The organism is Fulvimarina endophytica (genome assembly GCF_003403015.1).
Taxonomy (GTDB): domain Bacteria; phylum Pseudomonadota; class Alphaproteobacteria; order Rhizobiales; family Rhizobiaceae; genus Fulvimarina; species Fulvimarina endophytica.
The window spans coordinates 119,170-135,809 of the sequence record NZ_QURL01000009.1; the positions used below are offsets into that span (position 1 = coordinate 119,170).

The following is a 16,640-nucleotide window of genomic DNA, read 5'->3' on the forward strand; positions in this document are numbered from 1 at the left end:
CCGAAACGGATTCAGGCTCGCCTGAAGCGCGTCGGCATTCGGTGCACCCGAATGCCATGCTCCGGGTTTCCGTCGCGCGGGATGCGGGCGGAAAACCGGTGCCCGCTTTCCCGCGTCCTCGCTAGCGGTGGAAGGCGGTCTTCAGAAGGTTGATCTGCTCGCCGACGGGGTTCTTCGCCCCGTGATCGGTCCCGCGCGAGGGAGCGTCGTAGAGTTCGCGGTCGAGAAGGGCGATGCGGCGTTCGAGAAGCAGCGCCCGCATCAGGAGGTCGCGGAAGGTATCGGGAAGCTTGGCGAAGTGTTCGTCCCGCGAGGGCGTCGCCTCGCCGTTCAGCCGCACCTTCTTCTTTTCCGTCTCCACCTGTTCGCGCGTCATGTCGCCCTCGTTGAGGGCGCGCTGCAGGAGAAGCCAGGAGGCCATCTGCATCAGCCGCGTCGTCAGGCGCATGGATTCGGCCGAATACAGCGTCGAGAGGGTCTTCGGCATCGCCTGGGCCGCAAGGCGCCCGTCGCCGTCGAGATAGTTCGCCGTCTCGTCGACCAGCGTCATGCCCTCGTCGAACATCGGCTGGAAGGCGCGGCTATAGGCCTTGTGCTCGGCAAGGCTCACCGGGGCGGCCGTGCCCTTCATATCGTTCGTGCTCTGGCTCATGAACTTGAAAGGTCGCTCCATTCGCACGGCAATTCGATTCGCAAGCCGGCATCCTGACCGTTGGAAGATGCCGAATCGGCGGCGTGAGGGCAAGAATCCGTCGTCACGAACGGTTAACGAAGCCGCAGGCCTTGCCGTCGAGTTAGCACGTCACGCTGGAATGAAACAGGCGGGAGGCGCCCGGCGCCCGGCGGCGAAACAAAAAAAAGAGCCGTCGGGGACGGCTCTGAAAAGTTTCAACAGGGAGGCGTCAAACGATGCGCCCGAAGGCGCGCCGTCTGTACGATGTCTCGAAGACGATCCGAAATTTCGTACTGTCATCATTAAAGCGCGTAAACCTTGATCGAGAATGAAGGGGACGCCTCCCCGTATCGAACTCCTTCACTACGTTCCGTGTCACGGCCGGCATGCAAAGGAGTTCAGCCATGGGCGAAGACAACGAGATGCGCATCGTCGCGCTGAAGGGGGCCGGCGGCCCCGAGGTGCTGGTGGTCGAGACCCGGACGAAGCCCGAGCCCGGGCCCGGCGAGATCCGGATCGCGGTGGCCGCCGCAGGCGTCAACCGGCCCGACGTCATGCAGCGCGAGGGCGCCTATCCGCCGCCTGAGGGCGCGCCGGACTGGCCGGGACTGGAGGTCGCCGGCATCGTGGAGGCGATCGGCGAGGGTGCCTCGCGCTTTTCCAAGGGCGACCGGGTGATGGCCCTCGTTCCCGGCGGCGGCTATGCGGAAGCGGTCACGGTCCACGAGACGAACGCCATCGCGGTTCCCGGCGGCATCGACCTGACGAAGGCCGCCGCGATCCCCGAGACCTTCTTCACCGTCTGGAGCAATGTCTTCGTGCGCGCCGGGCTGAAGGAGGGCGAGGTCTTTCTCGTCCATGGCGGCACCAGCGGCATCGGAACCACCGCGATCCAGCTCGCCCGCCATTTCGGCGCGCGCGTCTTCGCGACCGCCGGCAGCGACGAGAAGTGCCGGGCGGCCGAAGAGCTCGGCGCCGAGGCCTGTTTCAACTACAAGACCCAGGATTTCGCCGAGGAGATCGCCAAGGCGACGGACGGCCACGGTGCCGACGTCATCCTCGACATGGTCGGCGGCGACTATGCGAACCGCAACCTGACATGCGCCGCGATCGAGGGGCGGATCGTCCAGATCGCCTTCCTGAAGGGGCCGAAGACCGAGATCGATCTCAGCCGGATCATGCTGAAGCGCCTCGTCTTCACGGGCTCGACGCTCAGGGCGCGGAGCGTCGAGTTCAAGGCCTCCATCGCCGAGGATCTCGCCCGGCGCGTCGTGCCGCTCATCGCGGACGGCACGCTCGGCCCGGTGATGGAGCGGACCTATCCGCTCGAGGAGGCGGCGGAGGCCCACCGGCACATGGACGAGGACCATATCGGCAAGATCGTGCTGACGACGGGACTGCCGACATGAGGCGTCTCTCCCCGATGCGCCCTGCTGCCCGATGATCGATTTCGGCGCCTTCGGGCCGACGGTCAACCTCCTCGTCTTTCTCGCCGCTGCGGCCGCGATCGCGTTCGCGGGCGTGAAGCTCTCGGTCATCGCCGACGAACTCGCCGACCGCACCGGGATGGGGGAGGTCGTCGCCGGCGCCCTCTTCGTCGGCGTCTCCACCTCCCTGCCGGGCGCGATCACCTCGATCTCGACGGCGGCCCAGGGCTTTCCGGAACTCGCCATCGGCAACGCGCTCGGGGGGCTCACCGCCCAGACCCTCTTCATCGCCGTCGCCGACGCGGTCTATCGGCGCGCCAATCTCGAACATGCGGCGGCGACGCCGGTGGCGCTCTCCCAGGGCATTCTCTTCATCGCGCTCCTGACCATGGCCCTGTTCGGAACCGTCACCGCCGGTCTCGTCACCTTCGGCCTGCACCCGGTCTCGGTCCTGCTCCCGGTCGCCTATGTCGCGGGCCTCTTCCTGCTCCGCCAGATCCGCAACGAGGGGATGTGGATGGTCAAGCAGACCGACGAGACGCGGGAGGAGGAATCGGACGCCTCTGAGAGCGAGGACGAGCGTTCCGATCGACGGCTCTGGGGTCTCTTCGCCCTCTATGCCGCGATCACGGGCATCGCCGGTTACGGGATCGGCCAGAGCTCGATCGCCCTGATCGGCTTCACGGGCATGTCCCAGACCCTGTTCGGCTCGACCTTCACCGCGATCGCGAACTCCCTGCCCGAGCTCGTCACGGCGGTGGCGGCCGTGCGCATCGGAGCGGTCGGCCTCGCGGTCGGCGACATCATCGGCGGTAACGCCTTCGACGTCCTGTTCCTGTCGGCGGCCGATTTCGTCTCGGACGGCTCGATCTTCCAGGCCGCCAGCAGCAAGGATCAGGCCACCGCGCTGATCGCCATGCTGATGATCGCGCTCATCCTGTTCGGCATGATGAAGCGGGTCAAACGCGGCATCTTCAACATCGGCTTCGAGTCGGTCGGCGTCTTCCTGCTCTACGGGGTATCCATTCTCGTGCTGGTCCTGTGAGCCGGCCGGCCCCGAATCGGCCCGGCCCGAGGCGCCGTGCGGACGCGACCTTATCGAAAGGGGATGTTGCGGGCCGCAGTCCGAGCCCCTATAACAGCCGAGAATTCCCGCACATTGTGGTAACGCCCACGCCCGCCCCCTGAAGGCGCGGCTCAAGAAGGATCGTATCCGTGGCCCAGCAACTCCTGATGCCGAAAGCGACCGCCGTCTGGCTGGTCGACAACACGTCCCTCTCCTTCGATCAGATCGCGGACTTCTGTTCCATGCATCCGCTCGAGATCAAGGCGATCGCCGACGGTGAGGCCGCGCAGGGCATCAAGGGTCTCGATCCGATCTCCAACGGCCAGCTGACGCGCGAGGACATCGAGAAGGCCGAGCAGAACGACAAGCTGCGGCTGAAGCTCGCCCCGCCCAAGGTTCGCGTGGCCGAAAGCAAGCGCAAGGCGCCGCGCTATACGCCGGTCTCCAAGCGCCAGGACCGGCCGAACGCCATCCTGTGGCTGGTGCGCAGCCATCCCGAGCTCGAGAACGCGGCGATCTCCCGTCTCGTCGGAACCACCAAGAACACCATCGAGGCGATCCGCGACCGCTCGCACTGGAACTCGGCCAATCTCGTGCCGATGGACCCGGTGACGCTGGGCCTGTGCACCCAGATCGACCTCGATCTGGAGGTCGAGAAGGCGACGCGCGGCCTGCCGCCCAAGCCCGAGGACCTTGCCGAGGAGGAGCGTCTCCTGTCGGCCTCGCAGACCGAGAACTGGGTTTCGGCCGGCGCGGGCTTCAGCAGCCGGCGCGAGCGCGAGGAGGACGGCGAACTCGACGAGGCGGCGGTCTTCGCCAAGCTGTCCTCCATGAAGGGCCGCAGCGACGACGAGAGCGACGACGAGCGCTGACCCGTCCGGGCCGGGGATCGTTTCGGCGCCTTTCGGGGCCGTGTCCGCACATCGCGGGCACGGCCTTTTTCATGCCCGGGGGTGGGGGAGGCGCACGGCTCGCCTTTTCCTATGGACTTTTGCATGGTTTCCGCGATGCTCCGCCCATTGCGTCGCATCCCCCACAGACGAGCGGGCGGGGCGGGCACCCTAGCTTTTCTTCCCCCGTTCGGGAGAGGGGCGGGCACCCTAGCCCCGATGCGCGGCGCCGAAGATCGACATGCGATGTTCGGGCCGCGCGGTGCGAAACCGAGAGATTGGAGACGAGGCCCGCTTTCCGCACCGGGCCGACGCTCTTTCGAGACAGGAAAGAAGCCGCGCCTTGCCGCTTTTCGATGCCTATGCCGTGGTCGATTGGTCCGCCGCCAATGTTCCCTCCACCGGTGCCAACTCGATCTGGATGAGTTTTTCCGAGCGCGACGGGGAGACGGTGAGGCTCGTCGAGACCGTCAATCTTCCGACGCGGGCGGGCGCCATGGCGCATCTGCGCCAATTCCTGCGCGAGCGCCTGGAGAGGGGCCAGACGGTGTTCGCAGGCTTCGATTTCCCCTTCGGCTATCCGGCGGGCGCGGCCGAGGCGATCACCGGGGAAGCGTCCTGGCAGGCGCTGTGGGGCTATCTCGCCCGCACGATCCAGGACATGGATTCCAACGCCAACAACCGGTTCGAGATCGCCGGCCGCCTCAATCGCGACCGGCTCGCCCATGGTCCGATGTTCTGGGGCCGGCCGGAATTCCAGGACATTCCGGGCCTCTCGCCGAAGAAGCCCGATCCCTATCCCGACATCCTGCCGGAGCGGCGCGCGGCCGAGATGCGCGCCCCGACCGCCCAGCCGGTCTGGAAGATGCACTACACCGGCAGCGTCGGCAGCCAGGCCATGACCGGCATCGCCCAGCTCGAAAAGCTGCGCCAGGACGAGGAGTTCGCGGACAAGATCCAGGTCTGGCCCTTCGAGACCGATTTCGCCGGCGCGATCGACCGGCCGATCGTCCTTGCCGAGATCTATCCGAGCCTGTTCGAGATCCCGAGGACGGGCGGGCGCCCGCTCGACGCCGATCAGGTCGAGACCCTCGCCATGCTCTTTGCCGAGCGCGACCGGGAGAACCGGTTCCAGCCCTTCCTTGCCGCGCCTTCGGACCTGTCCGGCGAGGAGCTGCGCGCCGTCCTCTATGAGGAGGGCTGGGTCGCAGGTCTCAACCAGGTGCGCAGCCGCGCGTCCTCCGGGCCCGATGCGGGCGCGCCGGAGGCGGCCGCTCGCGGGCTCGATTACCTGCGCGATCCGGCGAAGATCTACGAGGAGAGCTTTCGCCAGATCCGCGAGGCGGTCGACCTGTCGCGCTTCGATCCGGCGACCCACGATCTCGTCATCCGCATCGTCCATGCCTGCGGCATGCCGGAGGTCGCGGACGGCCTCAGCGTCTCGGCGGAAGCGGTGGAGGCGGGCATTGCCGCTCTTCGGGCCGGGCGTCCGATCGTCGTCGACGCGGAGATGGTCGCCCACGGGATCATCCGGGCGAACCTTCCCGAGGACAACAAGATCGTCTGCCGCCTGAACCTGCCGAAGGTGCGCGAGATCGCCGAGCGTGACGGGACCACCCGTTCGGCAGCCCAGGTAGACCTTTGGAAGGACGTGATCGAAGGCTCGATCGTCGCCATCGGCAACGCCCCGACCGCGCTCTTCCGGCTTCTGGAAAAGCTCGACGAGGGCGGCGCGAAGCCGGCGCTCATCATCGGCCTGCCCGTCGGCTTCGTGGGGGCGGCCGAATCGAAGGCGGAACTGAAGGGCAATCCGCGCGGCGTACCCTTCGTGACCCTCGACGGGCGTCTGGGCGGCAGCGCCATGGCCGCCGCCGCCGTCAACGCGCTCGCCCGCGGCGCCGGCGAGGAGGCTGGCCATGGGGGGTGAGGCGGTCTGGCTGACCGTGGTCGGGATCGGGGAGGACGGTCTTTCAGCCTTGAGCGACGAGGCTCATATGGCCATCGCCGAGGCCGATATCCTGTTCGGCGGCGAGCGCCATCTGGACATGGTTGGCCCGACGCGCTGCGAGCAGCATGTCTGGACCTCCCCCTTCGAGGCCAATCTCGATGCGATCGAGGAGCGGATGGGCGAGAACGTGGTCGTGCTCGCCTCCGGCGATCCGCTCTGGTACGGCGTCGGCGCGACGCTCGCCCGGCGGTTCGGCGCCGACGCGCTGCGCGTTCTGCCCACGCTTTCGGCCTTCCAGCTCACCGCCGCCCGTCTCGTCTGGACGCTGCAGGACTGCGTCTGCCTCACGGCCCATGGACGGCCCATCGAGGCACTGGTGCGCCATGCCGCGCCCGATGCGCGGCTCATCGTCCTCACCGGCGGCTCGGAGGCACCGCGCGAGATCGCCAAGCTTCTGACGGCGCGCGGCTACGGCCAGAGCCGGCTCGTGGTCTGCGAGAATCTCGGCGGCTACGAGGAGCGGGTGCGCGAGACGCGGGCCGCAGATTTCCATCTCGCCCATGTGGGCGCGCTCAACACCGTCGCCATCGAGTGCAGAGCGGGACTGGCGGCGACGCCGCGGCCTTCGGTTCCGGGCCTGCCGGACGACGCCTTCGTCCACGACGGCAAGATGACGAAGCGGGTGCTGCGCGCACTGGCCATCGCCAGTCTCGCGCCGATGCCCGGCGATCGTCTCTGGGATGTGGGGGCGGGGTGCGGCTCGGTCGGCATCGAATGGCTGCGCGCGGGCCCGTCCCTCAGGGCCTTCGCAATCGAGCCGCGCGCCGATCGCCGTGCGATGATCGCCGAAAACGCGATCACCCTCGGCGTGCCCGATCTCGCGATCGTGGAGGGTCATGCCGCCGAGGTTCTCGACGATCTGCCCGATCCCGACGCGATCTTTCTCGGCGGGGGCCTCAGCGACGGCGTCTTCACCCCTTGCTGGGAGCGGCTGAAGCCCGGCGGGCGGCTCGTCGCCCATGCCGTGACGCTGGAATCGGAAGCGATCCTCATCGCTCTCCATGGCTCTCACGGGGGCGAACTCAGCCGCATCGGCATCGAGACCGCCCAGAAGGTCGGTCCCTATCGCGGCTTCAAGCCGGCGATGTCGGTGATGCACTGGCATGTGACCAAGCCCTGACGGAACTTGGCGAAGCGCTGCCGGCAGCGCCGCCCGTCCGTCCTGGGGCAGAGATTGCCTATGCGGACGAGGGAGTTTCGTTCCGCCTCAGGCGGTTTGTCCACAGTTCTTGCCTGTGGAAACCCCTTGGGCGCTCTCGGGCCGATTCGGTTCGGATGCTACAGGATGGATGTGTCGCTGGCGTGGTTGGCGGACCCCGTATCGGCGTTGTCTTCGATGCGGAACAACGCACTCTTCGGCAAACGTAGTATTGGGCCTTTCCGATCGCTTGATCGGGAGGGCCTGTCGCGTTTCCACAGCTTATCCACCGCTCATCCCGTCGCCTGATCCCAAGAGCATCGGAAAAATGTGGACCCGGTTTTCGGACCGTCCGATGCCTCGGCAGGAAACCTGATCCCCTTACCTGACTCCGGAAATCGGGTCCGTGGCGCCAGGCTTTTCCACCGCTGGCGGAGGGAATTGTGGACGGGCGGGCCGAGACGCCCGCGAGCTTCGACAGGGCGTGCTATAGAGCGCCGGGCCGGCAGCGTGCCCCGTCGGTGGCGCGATTCCCCGCAATGCCATCGAGCCGCCGCACCCGTCCCGTTCGCCGAACCCTCGCCGCTGCCTCAGGAGGCGAGGGGGCAGGCCCCCGCGCATCCGCGCCTTCGTTCGTCCATCAGGGAGCCGATCCGCCCGTGACCGTCGCCGTCGATCTTGGAACGACCCATACCGGAGACCCGGCCGAACTCGATCTGGAGGAACTCCTGTCGACGCGCCTGCTCGTCCAGGGCAATTCGGGATCGGGCAAGTCCCACCTCCTGCGCCGCCTCCTGGAGAAGAGCGCGGGCTGGGTGCAGCAGGCGATCATCGATCCCGAGGGCGATTTCGTCACGCTCGCCGACCGGTTCGGCCATGTGGTGGTGGACGCCAACCGCACGCCCAACGATCTCGCGCGGATCGCGAGCCGCATTCGCCAGCATCGCGCCTCGGTCGTTCTCACCCTCGAGGGCCTCGACGCCGACGTCCAGATGCAGTGCGCGGCGGCCTTCCTCAACGGCCTGTTCGACGCCGATCGCGCCTACTGGTTTCCGATGCTGATCGCCGTCGACGAGGCCCATCTCTTCGCCCCCGCAATGGCCGGCGAGCATTCGGAAGAGGCCCGCCGGGCCTCGCTCGGCGCCATGACCAATCTCATGTGCCGCGGCCGCAAGCGCGGGCTTGCCGGCGTCATCGCGACCCAGCGCCTCGCAAAGCTCGCCAAGAACGTCGCCGCCGAAGCCTCCAACTTCCTGATGGGGCGCACCTTCCTCGACATCGACATGCAGCGCGCCGCCGACCTCATCGGGATCGACAGGCGCGGCGCCGAGCGTTTCCGCGATCTGGAGACCGGCAATTTCGTCGCTCTCGGACCCGCGCTCTTCCGCCGCCCGATCCCGATCCGGATCGGACCGACGGAAACCGCCGCGCGTTCGGGCCGGCCGGTCCTCATGCCGATGCCGGACATCGCCCCGGACGCGCTCGCCGATCTCGTGCTGACGCAATCCGAGGAGGAGAGGGCCGCGGAGGCCCGGCCCGCGCGCCGCATGCTGGCGCGCCGCGAGACGCCGGCCGAGGAGGCCGAGAGCGTGCGCGAGACCGCGAGCCTTGCGACGGGCGAGATCCTCGCAAGGGTCGCCGAGACCCGTGCGGCGAACGACGTCTCGGGTCTCGACGAGACCGACGAGCGCAGCCCCGAGGAGCGCGCGGCGGCCGTCGATGCGATCTTCAACGACATGCTGGAAGATCCCGAGGCCGCCTTCCGCCCGGTGCCGGTGCTCTACCAGGAATTTCTCACCCATTGCCGCCTGAAGCGCCTGCGCGGTGCCGAGACCGACATGGACGCCTTCCGGCGCCGGCTCTCCCTCGCGCGCGCCGGCATTTCGGGCGAGGAGACGGATGGAGAATGGGCCGAGGTCGTCGCCGTCTCGGCCGATCTGCCCCAGGAGATGCAGGGCGTCTTCATGATGCTCGCACGCGCCGCGCGCGAGGAGGCCGAGTGCCCGCCGGACGAGGCGCTGGCGACCGCCTATGGCAGCCATTCGCCCTCGCGCGGCCGCTTCCTTCTCTCCTTCATGGAGGAGCACGGGCTGATCGGCGTTGAGAAGGACTTTCGCGGCAACCGCATCGTCTCGATCCTTGCCACCGGCTGGCGCACCCGGCTTCCCGAAGTCACGCTGGACAGCCTGGACGAGGCGAGGGCCCGCCGCGCCGCGAGGATGGCGCGCAAGGCCTGAGGACGGGCCGGCAAGGCCGGGCAGACGGTTTGCGTCCGTGGCCCTACCGGTTGCGGATGAGGGGCGTGCGCTGCCACCAGCGCGTCCTGCGCCTCTCGCGCGCGAAGGTGAAGAGCCCGGACATCGCGATGATCGCCATGCCCGCATAGGCGAGCGCATCGGGATATTCGAGGAAGAAGACCGCGCCGAGGATCGCGGCCCAGACGATCTGGCTGTATTGCACTGGTGCGACCGTCGCGGCCGAGGCGGCTCTCGTCGCGAAGACCAGACCGGTCTGCCCGAGGCCCTGGCAGATGCCGGCGAGCACCAGAAGCCCGAGATGGGGCAGGGGATTGACGAAATCGGGCAGCATCAGCACGCCGTTGACGAGGACGGCGCCGACGAGAAGCGCGCCGATCAACGTCACCCGCCGCTCGCTCGAGCCGATGAGGCGCAGGGTGATGACCGTGCCCGCCCCGCAGATCGCGCAGGACAGCGCCGCGAAGTGGCCGGGCACGATCGTCTCGAAGCCCGGACGGACGACGAGGATGACGCCGAGGAGACCGGTCGTGACCGCGCTCCAGCGCCTCCATCCGATCGTCTCCTTCAGGAAGACCGCGGAGAAGATCGTCACGAAGAGCGGCAGGAGGAAGATCAGCGCATAGGCCTCGGCAAGCGGCAGGGTCGTGAAGGCGACGACCGCGCTGATCATGCCGGAAACGCCGAAGAGGACGCGCAGGGCGAGAAGCTTCGGCCTGTTGGGCCTGATCACGTTGCGCCAGGTATCCTCGGGCCGCTTGGTGCAGAGCGCCGGAAAGAAGGCGAACAGCGAGACGAAGAAACCGATCTCGAAGACCGGCAGTCCGTCTCCCACCGCCTTCATGGCCGCGTCGCCGAAGGAGAACGCCAGATAGGCGGCGAACGCGAGAAGAATTCCGATCGGCATGAAGAAGGATGTCGCGTCTGATGAGGGATCGCATCGGTCCTATCGGCTTTCCCGATGGCGCGACAGGTCGCCACGCACACGAAACCGAGAAAATCTGAAGGAGGGTCGAGCAGCCGGGAGGGATGTGGCCTCGAACTGGATGCCGGACGCGAAAAAGGACGGCGAGGGGGGAGCCGTCCTTTTTCAACTGCGGGGATTTTGCGATCGAGGGGGATTGATCGCTCGGGATGCTATACGAATGAAAGTGTGGAGATTTGGTTCCGCGCAAGCTCCGGAAAAATTTCGCCGGCTTCGAAAAAATGAGCGAGAACGACCGGCGACCGGCTGTTCGAGACGACCTTCGCATCCTGGCCGGCCGATGGCTCGTTCGCATCTTCGAAACCGCGCCGGATGGCGCCCGGCGCGGATGTCGCACCCGGCCGCTTTCTGTTAAGACTTGGTGCAACCTCAATGGTTCCGGGTGATGCCATGGCGGCTCTGAAGAACGGGAATGCGGCCGAGCGCCTGCTCGTGGACGAAGGCGCGGACGGGCGAGGCGAGGCGAGGGTTGCCGCCGAGATGCTGGTTCGCGGCCAGTCGGAGGCGAGGCGCCTCATCGACGAGATCGCTCCCAGCCACGTTCTCTCGATCATGACGCCCGGGCGCTCCTATCTCGGCCCGCGTGGCTTTGCCCCGGAGCGGCAGCTCTTCATGACATTCGACGAGACTGACGATCCGGCTTCGGCGAACGCACCGGATGTCCGCATGGTCGAGGACATGCTCGCCTTCGCGCGCGGTGTTCCGAAGGAGGGCAGGCTGCTGATCCACGGACTGCTCGGCGTCCGCCGGTCTTCGGCCGTGGCCCTCGGTCTCTTCGCCGACGGCCACCCGCCGGCCGAGGCCGCGCAGATGCTGTCGCGCGCCTGCAGCCAGCCGCCCGATCCCCAGCGCCTCGTGGTGAGGCTCTTCGACAAGGTCCTCGGTCTCGACGGCGCCCTCGTCGAAGCCGCCGCCACGCGCTTCGTTCAGGGGCGAAACGCGATCCGGCGCAGGGCCGCCGAGGTCTGACCCACCCAGCCGGGCCGTCCACGCCCCGGCAACGGGTCGTCTCCCTGTCATCCCCGCGCCCCGTGCCCTATCTGGAGGGAACGAAACGGTGCTTGCGCCTTCGCGGTCCCGTCTTCGGTTTCCGGCCAGCTCACCTGTCGCGCGATCCTCTGCGATCGCCCCGGCGCGCCGGTCCCCGTGCGACGTCTCGCTCTCTGATGGAGGGCGCGATGCCTCGCACGATTATGCGATGAGGAGTACCCAGTGACCCGGATCGTCCCGATCGTTCTCGCGGTCGCCCTGTTCATGGAGACGATGGACGCGACGGTGATCGCGACCTCGCTTCCGGTCATCGCGGCCGATCTCGGAACGAGCCCGATCGCCCTCAAGCTCGCGCTGACCAGCTATTACGTGTCGCTTGCCGTGTTCATTCCGGTATCGGGCCGGCTCGCCGACCGGTTCGGGGCGAAGAACGTCTTCCGCCTCGCCATCGCGGTCTTCATGCTGGGCTCGCTCGCCTGCGCCCTGTCTTCTTCGCTCGAAGCCTTCGTCGCCTCGCGCTTCCTGCAAGGGGTCGGCGGCGCGATGATGACGCCCGTCGGCCGGCTGCTTCTGGTGCGGGCGGTGCCCAAGTCCGATCTCGTCGGCGCCATGGCCTGGTTCACCATTCCCGCTCTCATCGGACCCCTGGTCGGCCCGCCGCTCGGCGGCGCCATCGCGACCTATTCCGACTGGCGCTGGATCTTCCTCATCAACCTGCCGATCGGCGCGATCGGCATTCTCCTCGCCACCCGCTTCCTTCCCTTTGTCGAGCGGGTGCGGACGGTCAGCTTCGACGCGCCCGGCTTCCTCCTGTCGGGCTTTGCCTGCGCCGGGCTCGTCTTCGGCTTCTCGATCATTTCCCTGCCGGCCCTTCCGCCGGTCTTCGGCGTCGGGCTGATTCTCGCGGGGCTTGCGGCGGGCCTTGCCTATATCCGGCATTCGCGGCGCACCGAGACGCCGATCCTGCGGCTCTCGCTGCTTCGGGTGCCGACCCTTCGGGCCAGCATCACGGCGGGCACGCTGTTTCGCGTGGGCACCGGCGCGACGCCCTTCCTCCTGCCGCTGATGCTGCAGATGGGCTATGGCTACACCGCGCTCCAGTCGGGCCTCGTCGCGAGCGCTGCCATGGGCGGCGCGATCGCCATGAAGTTCCTCGCGCGCCCGCTCCTGAAGCGCTTCGGCTTCCGCTCCACCCTGATGGTCTCGACGGTCGTCGGCGGGGCGCTGATCGTCGCGATCGGCTTCGAGACCCTGTGGGGATCGGTGATCGTCCTCGCCGGGCTGCTCCTCGTCGGCGGCTTCTTCCGCTCGCTCTTCTTCACCGGCATCAACACGCTGGGCTTCGCCGATCTTTCGACCGCCCAGGCCGGCGATGCGACGGCGATGATGGCCGCGACCCAGCAGGTCTCGATCGCCATGGGCGTCGCCCTCGCCGGCACGGTGCTGGAGGCGGGCATGGCGATCGCGGGAAGCCAGACCCCGCAGATCGCCGATTTCGCCGCCGCCTTCGCGGTCGCGGGCGTCCTGATGATGTCGGCCGCACTTCCCTTCCTGGCGCTGCCGCGCGAAGCCGGCGACGAAGTGGCGGGGCGGCAGGTTCCCGCCGAGTAGAGCGGGCATCGGTCCCCTCGCGCGCTCCGGCCCTACAGCCTCGGAGCGAAACGTGGCCCCTGTCCTCGGGCCATCCGATGCGTCAGCTAAAAAACAGGAGCCTCGGACCTGATTCTGAAATCGCGTCGGAGGCTCTGAAGGTCAGCCGAGCGGGCCGGCCTCGTCGTCCTCGTCGTTCTCCGCCGGGCCGGCCTCGTCGCGCCGTCCCTTGAAGGTCTTTGCGAGAAGATAGAGTTCGACCGAGCCGTCGCGGCTCGCCGGCGGCTTGACGTGATGGACGGTGCGGAAATTGCGCTTCAGGAGATCGAGCAGATCGCGCTCGGTTCCGCCCTGGAACGTCTTGCAGAGAAAATGCCCGCCGGGCTTCAGGGTGCGCACCGCGAAATCGGCGGCCACCTCGCACAGATGCATGGTGCGCAGATGATCGGTCTGGCGATGGCCGATGGTGGGCGCGGCCATGTCGGACATGACGATGTCGGGCGCGCCGCCCAGCGTCTCGATCAGGCGCTCGGGGGCCTCTTCGGCGAGGAAGTCCATGAGCAGGATTTCAGCCCCGCTAACCGGCCCGACCTCCAGATAGTCGATGCCCACGACGCGGATATCGTCATTGGCCGAGCCCGTGCGCTCCACCGCGACCTGGCACCAGCCGCCGGGCGCCGCGCCGAGATCGACCACGCGCTGGCCGCGCTTGAGAAGCTGGTAGCGGTCGTCGATCTCGATCAGCTTGTAGGCCGCGCGGGATCGATAGCCGTCGGCCTTGGCCTGGCGCACATAGGGATCGTTGAGCTGGCGCTCGATCCATCGCCGCGAGGAGGATTTGAGGCCGCGCTTCTTCTTGACCTTGACGTGCAGGCCCCGCGGATTGTTCTCTTTCGTCATTCCATGCTCCGACGCGGGGACCGGCCGGGCTTTCGCCAGACCTGGTCGGCGACCATCATCTCGATCAGAAGACCTTCCCTGAGGCCGCGATCGGCGACGCGCAAGGCTCTTGCCGGCCAGACCCGGCGGATCGCCTCCAGGATCGCGCAGCCCGCGAGCACGAGATCCGCCCGGTCGCTGCCGATGCAGGGATTGGCGACCCGCTCCTCGAAACTCCAGCCCAGCACCCTGCGCACCAGCCTGTCGGTCTCGTCGCGGGTCAGCCACAACCCGTCCACCTGCCGGCGGTCGTAGCGCTCGAGGTCGAGATGGATGCCGGCGAGCGTCGTCACCGTCCCGGACGTGCCGAGCAGGTGGAAACCGGGGGTGTCGACGAGATCGTCGAGGCTCCGGCAGCCCGGAAAGTCCGTGAGTAGCGCGGTCGCGTCCGCGATCATGGTCTCGAAGAGCTCCTGCGAGACATTGCGCCCGCCATAGCGCTCGGCGAGGGAGACGACGCCGATCGGCAGCGAGGTCCAGCCGACGATCCGGCTCGCGAGCTTGCGCGTGGGGCCGCTGCGAAGATCGAGAAGGGCGATTTCCGAGGAGCCGCCGCCGATATCGAAGAGGACGGCGCCGCGCGTGCCGCTCTCCACGAGCGAGCCGCAGCCCGAAACCGCGAGGCGGGCTTCGGCCTCCCGGCTGACGATCTCCAGCGACAATCCCGTCTCGCGCTCCACCCGCTCGATGAATTCGGCGCCGTTGGCCGCCGCCCGGCAGGCTTCCGTCGCGATGAGGCGCATGCGGGTGACCTCGCGCGCGGCGAGCTTCTGGGCGCAGACAGAGAGCGCGCCGATGGCGCGGTCCATGGCGCCGCTCGACAGGGCGCCGGTGCGTCCGAGGCCTTCGCCGAGGCGCACGATGCGCGAAAAGGCGTCGACCACGCGGAACTGGCCGGGCCGGGTCGGGACCGCCATCAGGAGACGGCAGTTGTTGGTGCCGAGATCGAGGGCCGCGTAGACGGCGGACGGCCGGGCGGCCGCAGCCACGGGAGGACGGCTCGCGGGCCGGGCGTCGCGGACGGGCCCTGCCGCCGCCTCAGCCGTCCCGTTCGGCGCAGGCGCCTTCGCGCCGGGCTGGTCGGCACGGGGCGTGCCGGACTTGGCGCCGGACCTGCCGCGTCCACGGCGCAGCTTCCGCATGCCACGCTGGCGACCTTCGCCGCTCTCTGGCGCTGCCTCCTGCCGATTGTCGGCGGCCGGATCGCGGCCAGGTCTCTCCGGGCGATTGGCCTCGTCGATGCGGGCGGGCGAGCCGTTCGAACTGCCCGATCCCCGGCGACGGCGGCGCTTCTGGCGCTTGGAGAGGCGGGCCTCCTCGCCCTCGGTGCCGTCATTCGGCCCTTTTGCGCGAGCCTTTGCTGGCTGCGAACCCTGCGGCTGGTCGGGGGACGGCGGACGCGATCCTCCCGTCCGCCGGGCGGACCGTTTCCGCGCGCCGTTGCGTCTGTGTTTCGGCTCGAGGGCCTGGCCGGACCGTGTCGCGGCCGATGCGCCTTCGAGATCCGAGCTGGTCCGCCGGTCGGACTCGTTCTGTCGATCCGCAGGCGCGCGACGCTGATCGCGGCCTTGTGCCTGCGTTGGACTCGTATCCGGGCTGAACGACGGTTTCAGGTCCCGTTCCGATTTCTCTCCAGACGAGCGACGTGGGCGGTTCCCTTCGTTCCCACTTGTCAACTCATGTCTCCGGCGCGCATCTCCGATCGATCTCGAAGGGCGCCTTTATTGGTTTGTCACCGGGGAGTGTATCAATCCATGGCTCGGAAACAAGGGCGGGTGGCGCGGTGCGTTCATCGCTGCCTTCGAGGCCCCATCCGTGCGCGCGGGTCGGGTGGAAAGGCTCGGGCACCGAATCGATACGCCCAAGCGGGCCATTCATGACTGGCAGGGCGTGAGGCCGTTCTCGGTCGGGGACATGCCCGCGCCGGACGCGGTCATCCGGCCGGCGCCGGGGCGCGAGGGCTGCGACGGCCCGGGCTGCAACGCCCGCGATGGGGAACGATTGGCGCGATCTTAGCGCAGGTCCGGCCTTTTGATTCGGCCGGCGATTGCCGGCTTCGAACCTCAGCCGGCGAGCGCCTCGGCCTCTTCGATCGGCTCGCAGGTCATGTTCTCGCGCAGGCGGGACAGGAGCCGTTCGACTTCGGCGCATTCCTCGGCCGAAAATCCGCGGGTGATCGACTGGTAGACCTCGAGGGCGATCGGACGCGCATCGGCGAAGATCTGGGCGGCCTTGTCCGTTGTGTGGATGACCTTGGCGCGGCGATCCTTCGGATCGGGAGAGCGCTGCACGAGGTTCCGGGTCTCGAGCCGGTCGAGATAGGCCGAAAGCGTCATCGGCTCGACGCCCATGCGCTCGGCGAGCACCGCTTGACGGCTTCCTTCGTTGCGCGCCACATGGGACAGGGCGCGGATCTCTCCGGGGGTCAGTTCGAGGCCGGCTTCGATCACCGCCTTCTCGAACTTCTGGCGGAACAGCCGGGCGACGTCCGTCAGCAGGAAACCCAGCGAATGACCCGTTTCGAGGTTTGGCATCAGACATCCTGTTGGGCACGATGCGGCTGAACGCCACGACCAAAGATAACAGATGCAATAGCAACTGAGTCTTAAGATGGGAAGCCTTTTTCCTACGTTAGGGTTAGAAATTGTCGGCTCAGCCGCCAAAGGACACGCACAGAAG

At 67.9% G+C, this 16,640-nt stretch carries 12 protein-coding genes and 1 pseudogene; 8 read left to right on the forward strand and 5 right to left on the reverse strand.

Annotation, left to right across the window (positions count from 1 at the left end):
• Positions 1-121 precede the first annotated feature (121 nt).
• The gene (gene rcdA, locus DYI37_RS17945) at positions 122-652 is read right to left on the reverse strand and encodes a protease adaptor protein RcdA (protein WP_199520202.1); all 531 of its coding nucleotides are present in this window, start codon (positions 650-652) and stop codon (positions 122-124) included.
• A gap of 425 nt (positions 653-1,077) precedes the next feature.
• Here rcdA and DYI37_RS17950 point away from each other — a divergent pair, with 425 nt between their 5' ends.
• The 6 genes from DYI37_RS17950 to DYI37_RS17975 all read left to right on the forward strand — a co-directional run bounded on the left by DYI37_RS17950 (position 1,078) and on the right by DYI37_RS17975 (position 9,439).
• Positions 1,078-2,082: an NAD(P)H-quinone oxidoreductase gene (locus tag DYI37_RS17950; RefSeq protein ID WP_116684651.1), complete on the forward strand. Its 1,005-nt coding sequence runs from the start codon at positions 1,078-1,080 to the stop codon at positions 2,080-2,082.
• Between the two features lie 31 nt (positions 2,083-2,113).
• Positions 2,114-3,145, forward strand: coding sequence for a sodium:calcium antiporter (locus DYI37_RS17955; protein WP_116684652.1), 1,032 nt, complete (start codon positions 2,114-2,116; stop codon positions 3,143-3,145).
• 170 nt (positions 3,146-3,315) lie between these two features.
• Positions 3,316-4,038, forward strand: coding sequence for a DUF1013 domain-containing protein (locus DYI37_RS17960; RefSeq protein WP_116684653.1), 723 nt, complete (start codon positions 3,316-3,318; stop codon positions 4,036-4,038).
• 1,309 nt (positions 4,039-5,347) lie between these two features.
• Positions 5,348-5,983, forward strand: a complete 636-nt coding sequence (locus DYI37_RS20360) for a precorrin-8X methylmutase (protein ID WP_245413992.1) — start codon at positions 5,348-5,350, stop codon at positions 5,981-5,983.
• Positions 5,973-7,184 (forward strand): precorrin-6y C5,15-methyltransferase (decarboxylating) subunit CbiE, encoded by a 1,212-nt coding sequence (gene cbiE / locus DYI37_RS17970; RefSeq protein WP_116684654.1) that lies wholly within the window; start codon positions 5,973-5,975, stop codon positions 7,182-7,184. The genes DYI37_RS20360 and cbiE overlap by 11 nt, the downstream gene beginning before the upstream one ends.
• 677 nt (positions 7,185-7,861) lie before the next feature.
• Complete coding sequence (locus tag DYI37_RS17975) at positions 7,862-9,439, forward strand: helicase HerA domain-containing protein (RefSeq protein WP_116684655.1); 1,578 nt, start codon at positions 7,862-7,864, stop codon at positions 9,437-9,439.
• A 43-nt stretch (positions 9,440-9,482) separates the two neighbouring features.
• On the opposite strand, the gene DYI37_RS17980 is transcribed toward DYI37_RS17975, so the two are convergent.
• On the reverse strand, positions 9,483-10,364 hold the full coding sequence (locus DYI37_RS17980; protein WP_116684656.1) for a DMT family transporter: 882 nt from the start codon (positions 10,362-10,364) through the stop codon (positions 9,483-9,485).
• 468 nt (positions 10,365-10,832) lie between these two features.
• Between DYI37_RS17980 and DYI37_RS17990 the strand changes: the two genes are divergently transcribed.
• Positions 10,833-11,411 (forward strand): hypothetical protein, encoded by a 579-nt coding sequence (locus DYI37_RS17990; RefSeq protein ID WP_116684658.1) that lies wholly within the window; start codon positions 10,833-10,835, stop codon positions 11,409-11,411.
• A gap of 234 nt (positions 11,412-11,645) precedes the next feature.
• Positions 11,646-13,043 (forward strand): annotated as a pseudogene (locus tag DYI37_RS17995) (MFS transporter); the annotation flags it as partial.
• Between the two features lie 141 nt (positions 13,044-13,184).
• On the opposite strand, the gene DYI37_RS18000 reads toward DYI37_RS17995, so the two are convergent.
• From DYI37_RS18000 to DYI37_RS18010, 3 genes are all read right to left on the reverse strand, one after another.
• Positions 13,185-13,922 (reverse strand): RlmE family RNA methyltransferase, encoded by a 738-nt coding sequence (locus DYI37_RS18000; protein WP_116684660.1) that lies wholly within the window; start codon positions 13,920-13,922, stop codon positions 13,185-13,187.
• Positions 13,919-15,202: a Ppx/GppA phosphatase family protein gene (locus DYI37_RS18005; protein WP_245413993.1), complete on the reverse strand. Its 1,284-nt coding sequence runs from the start codon at positions 15,200-15,202 to the stop codon at positions 13,919-13,921. The genes DYI37_RS18000 and DYI37_RS18005 overlap by 4 nt, the downstream gene beginning before the upstream one ends.
• A gap of 822 nt (positions 15,203-16,024) precedes the next feature.
• The gene (locus DYI37_RS18010; RefSeq protein ID WP_116684662.1) at positions 16,025-16,495 is read right to left on the reverse strand and encodes a MarR family winged helix-turn-helix transcriptional regulator; all 471 of its coding nucleotides are present in this window, start codon (positions 16,493-16,495) and stop codon (positions 16,025-16,027) included.
• Positions 16,496-16,640: the final 145 nt, after the last annotated feature.

What these genes read in the sequence shown, in the direction of transcription:
- DYI37_RS18010 (WP_116684662.1), bottom strand. Translation starts at nt 16,495, where the DNA reads ATGCCAAACCTCGAAACGGGTCATTCGCTGGGTTTCCTGCTGACGGAC.
- DYI37_RS17955 (WP_116684652.1), top strand. Translation starts at nt 2,114, where the DNA reads ATGATCGATTTCGGCGCCTTCGGGCCGACGGTCAACCTCCTCGTCTTT.
- rcdA (WP_199520202.1), bottom strand. Translation starts at nt 652, where the DNA reads ATGAGCCAGAGCACGAACGATATGAAGGGCACGGCCGCCCCGGTGAGC.
- DYI37_RS18000 (WP_116684660.1), bottom strand. Translation starts at nt 13,922, where the DNA reads ATGACGAAAGAGAACAATCCGCGGGGCCTGCACGTCAAGGTCAAGAAG.
- DYI37_RS17990 (WP_116684658.1), top strand. Translation starts at nt 10,833, where the DNA reads ATGGCGGCTCTGAAGAACGGGAATGCGGCCGAGCGCCTGCTCGTGGAC.
- DYI37_RS17950 (WP_116684651.1), top strand. Translation starts at nt 1,078, where the DNA reads ATGGGCGAAGACAACGAGATGCGCATCGTCGCGCTGAAGGGGGCCGGC.
- DYI37_RS17980 (WP_116684656.1), bottom strand. Translation starts at nt 10,364, where the DNA reads ATGCCGATCGGAATTCTTCTCGCGTTCGCCGCCTATCTGGCGTTCTCC.
- cbiE (WP_116684654.1), top strand. Translation starts at nt 5,973, where the DNA reads ATGGGGGGTGAGGCGGTCTGGCTGACCGTGGTCGGGATCGGGGAGGAC.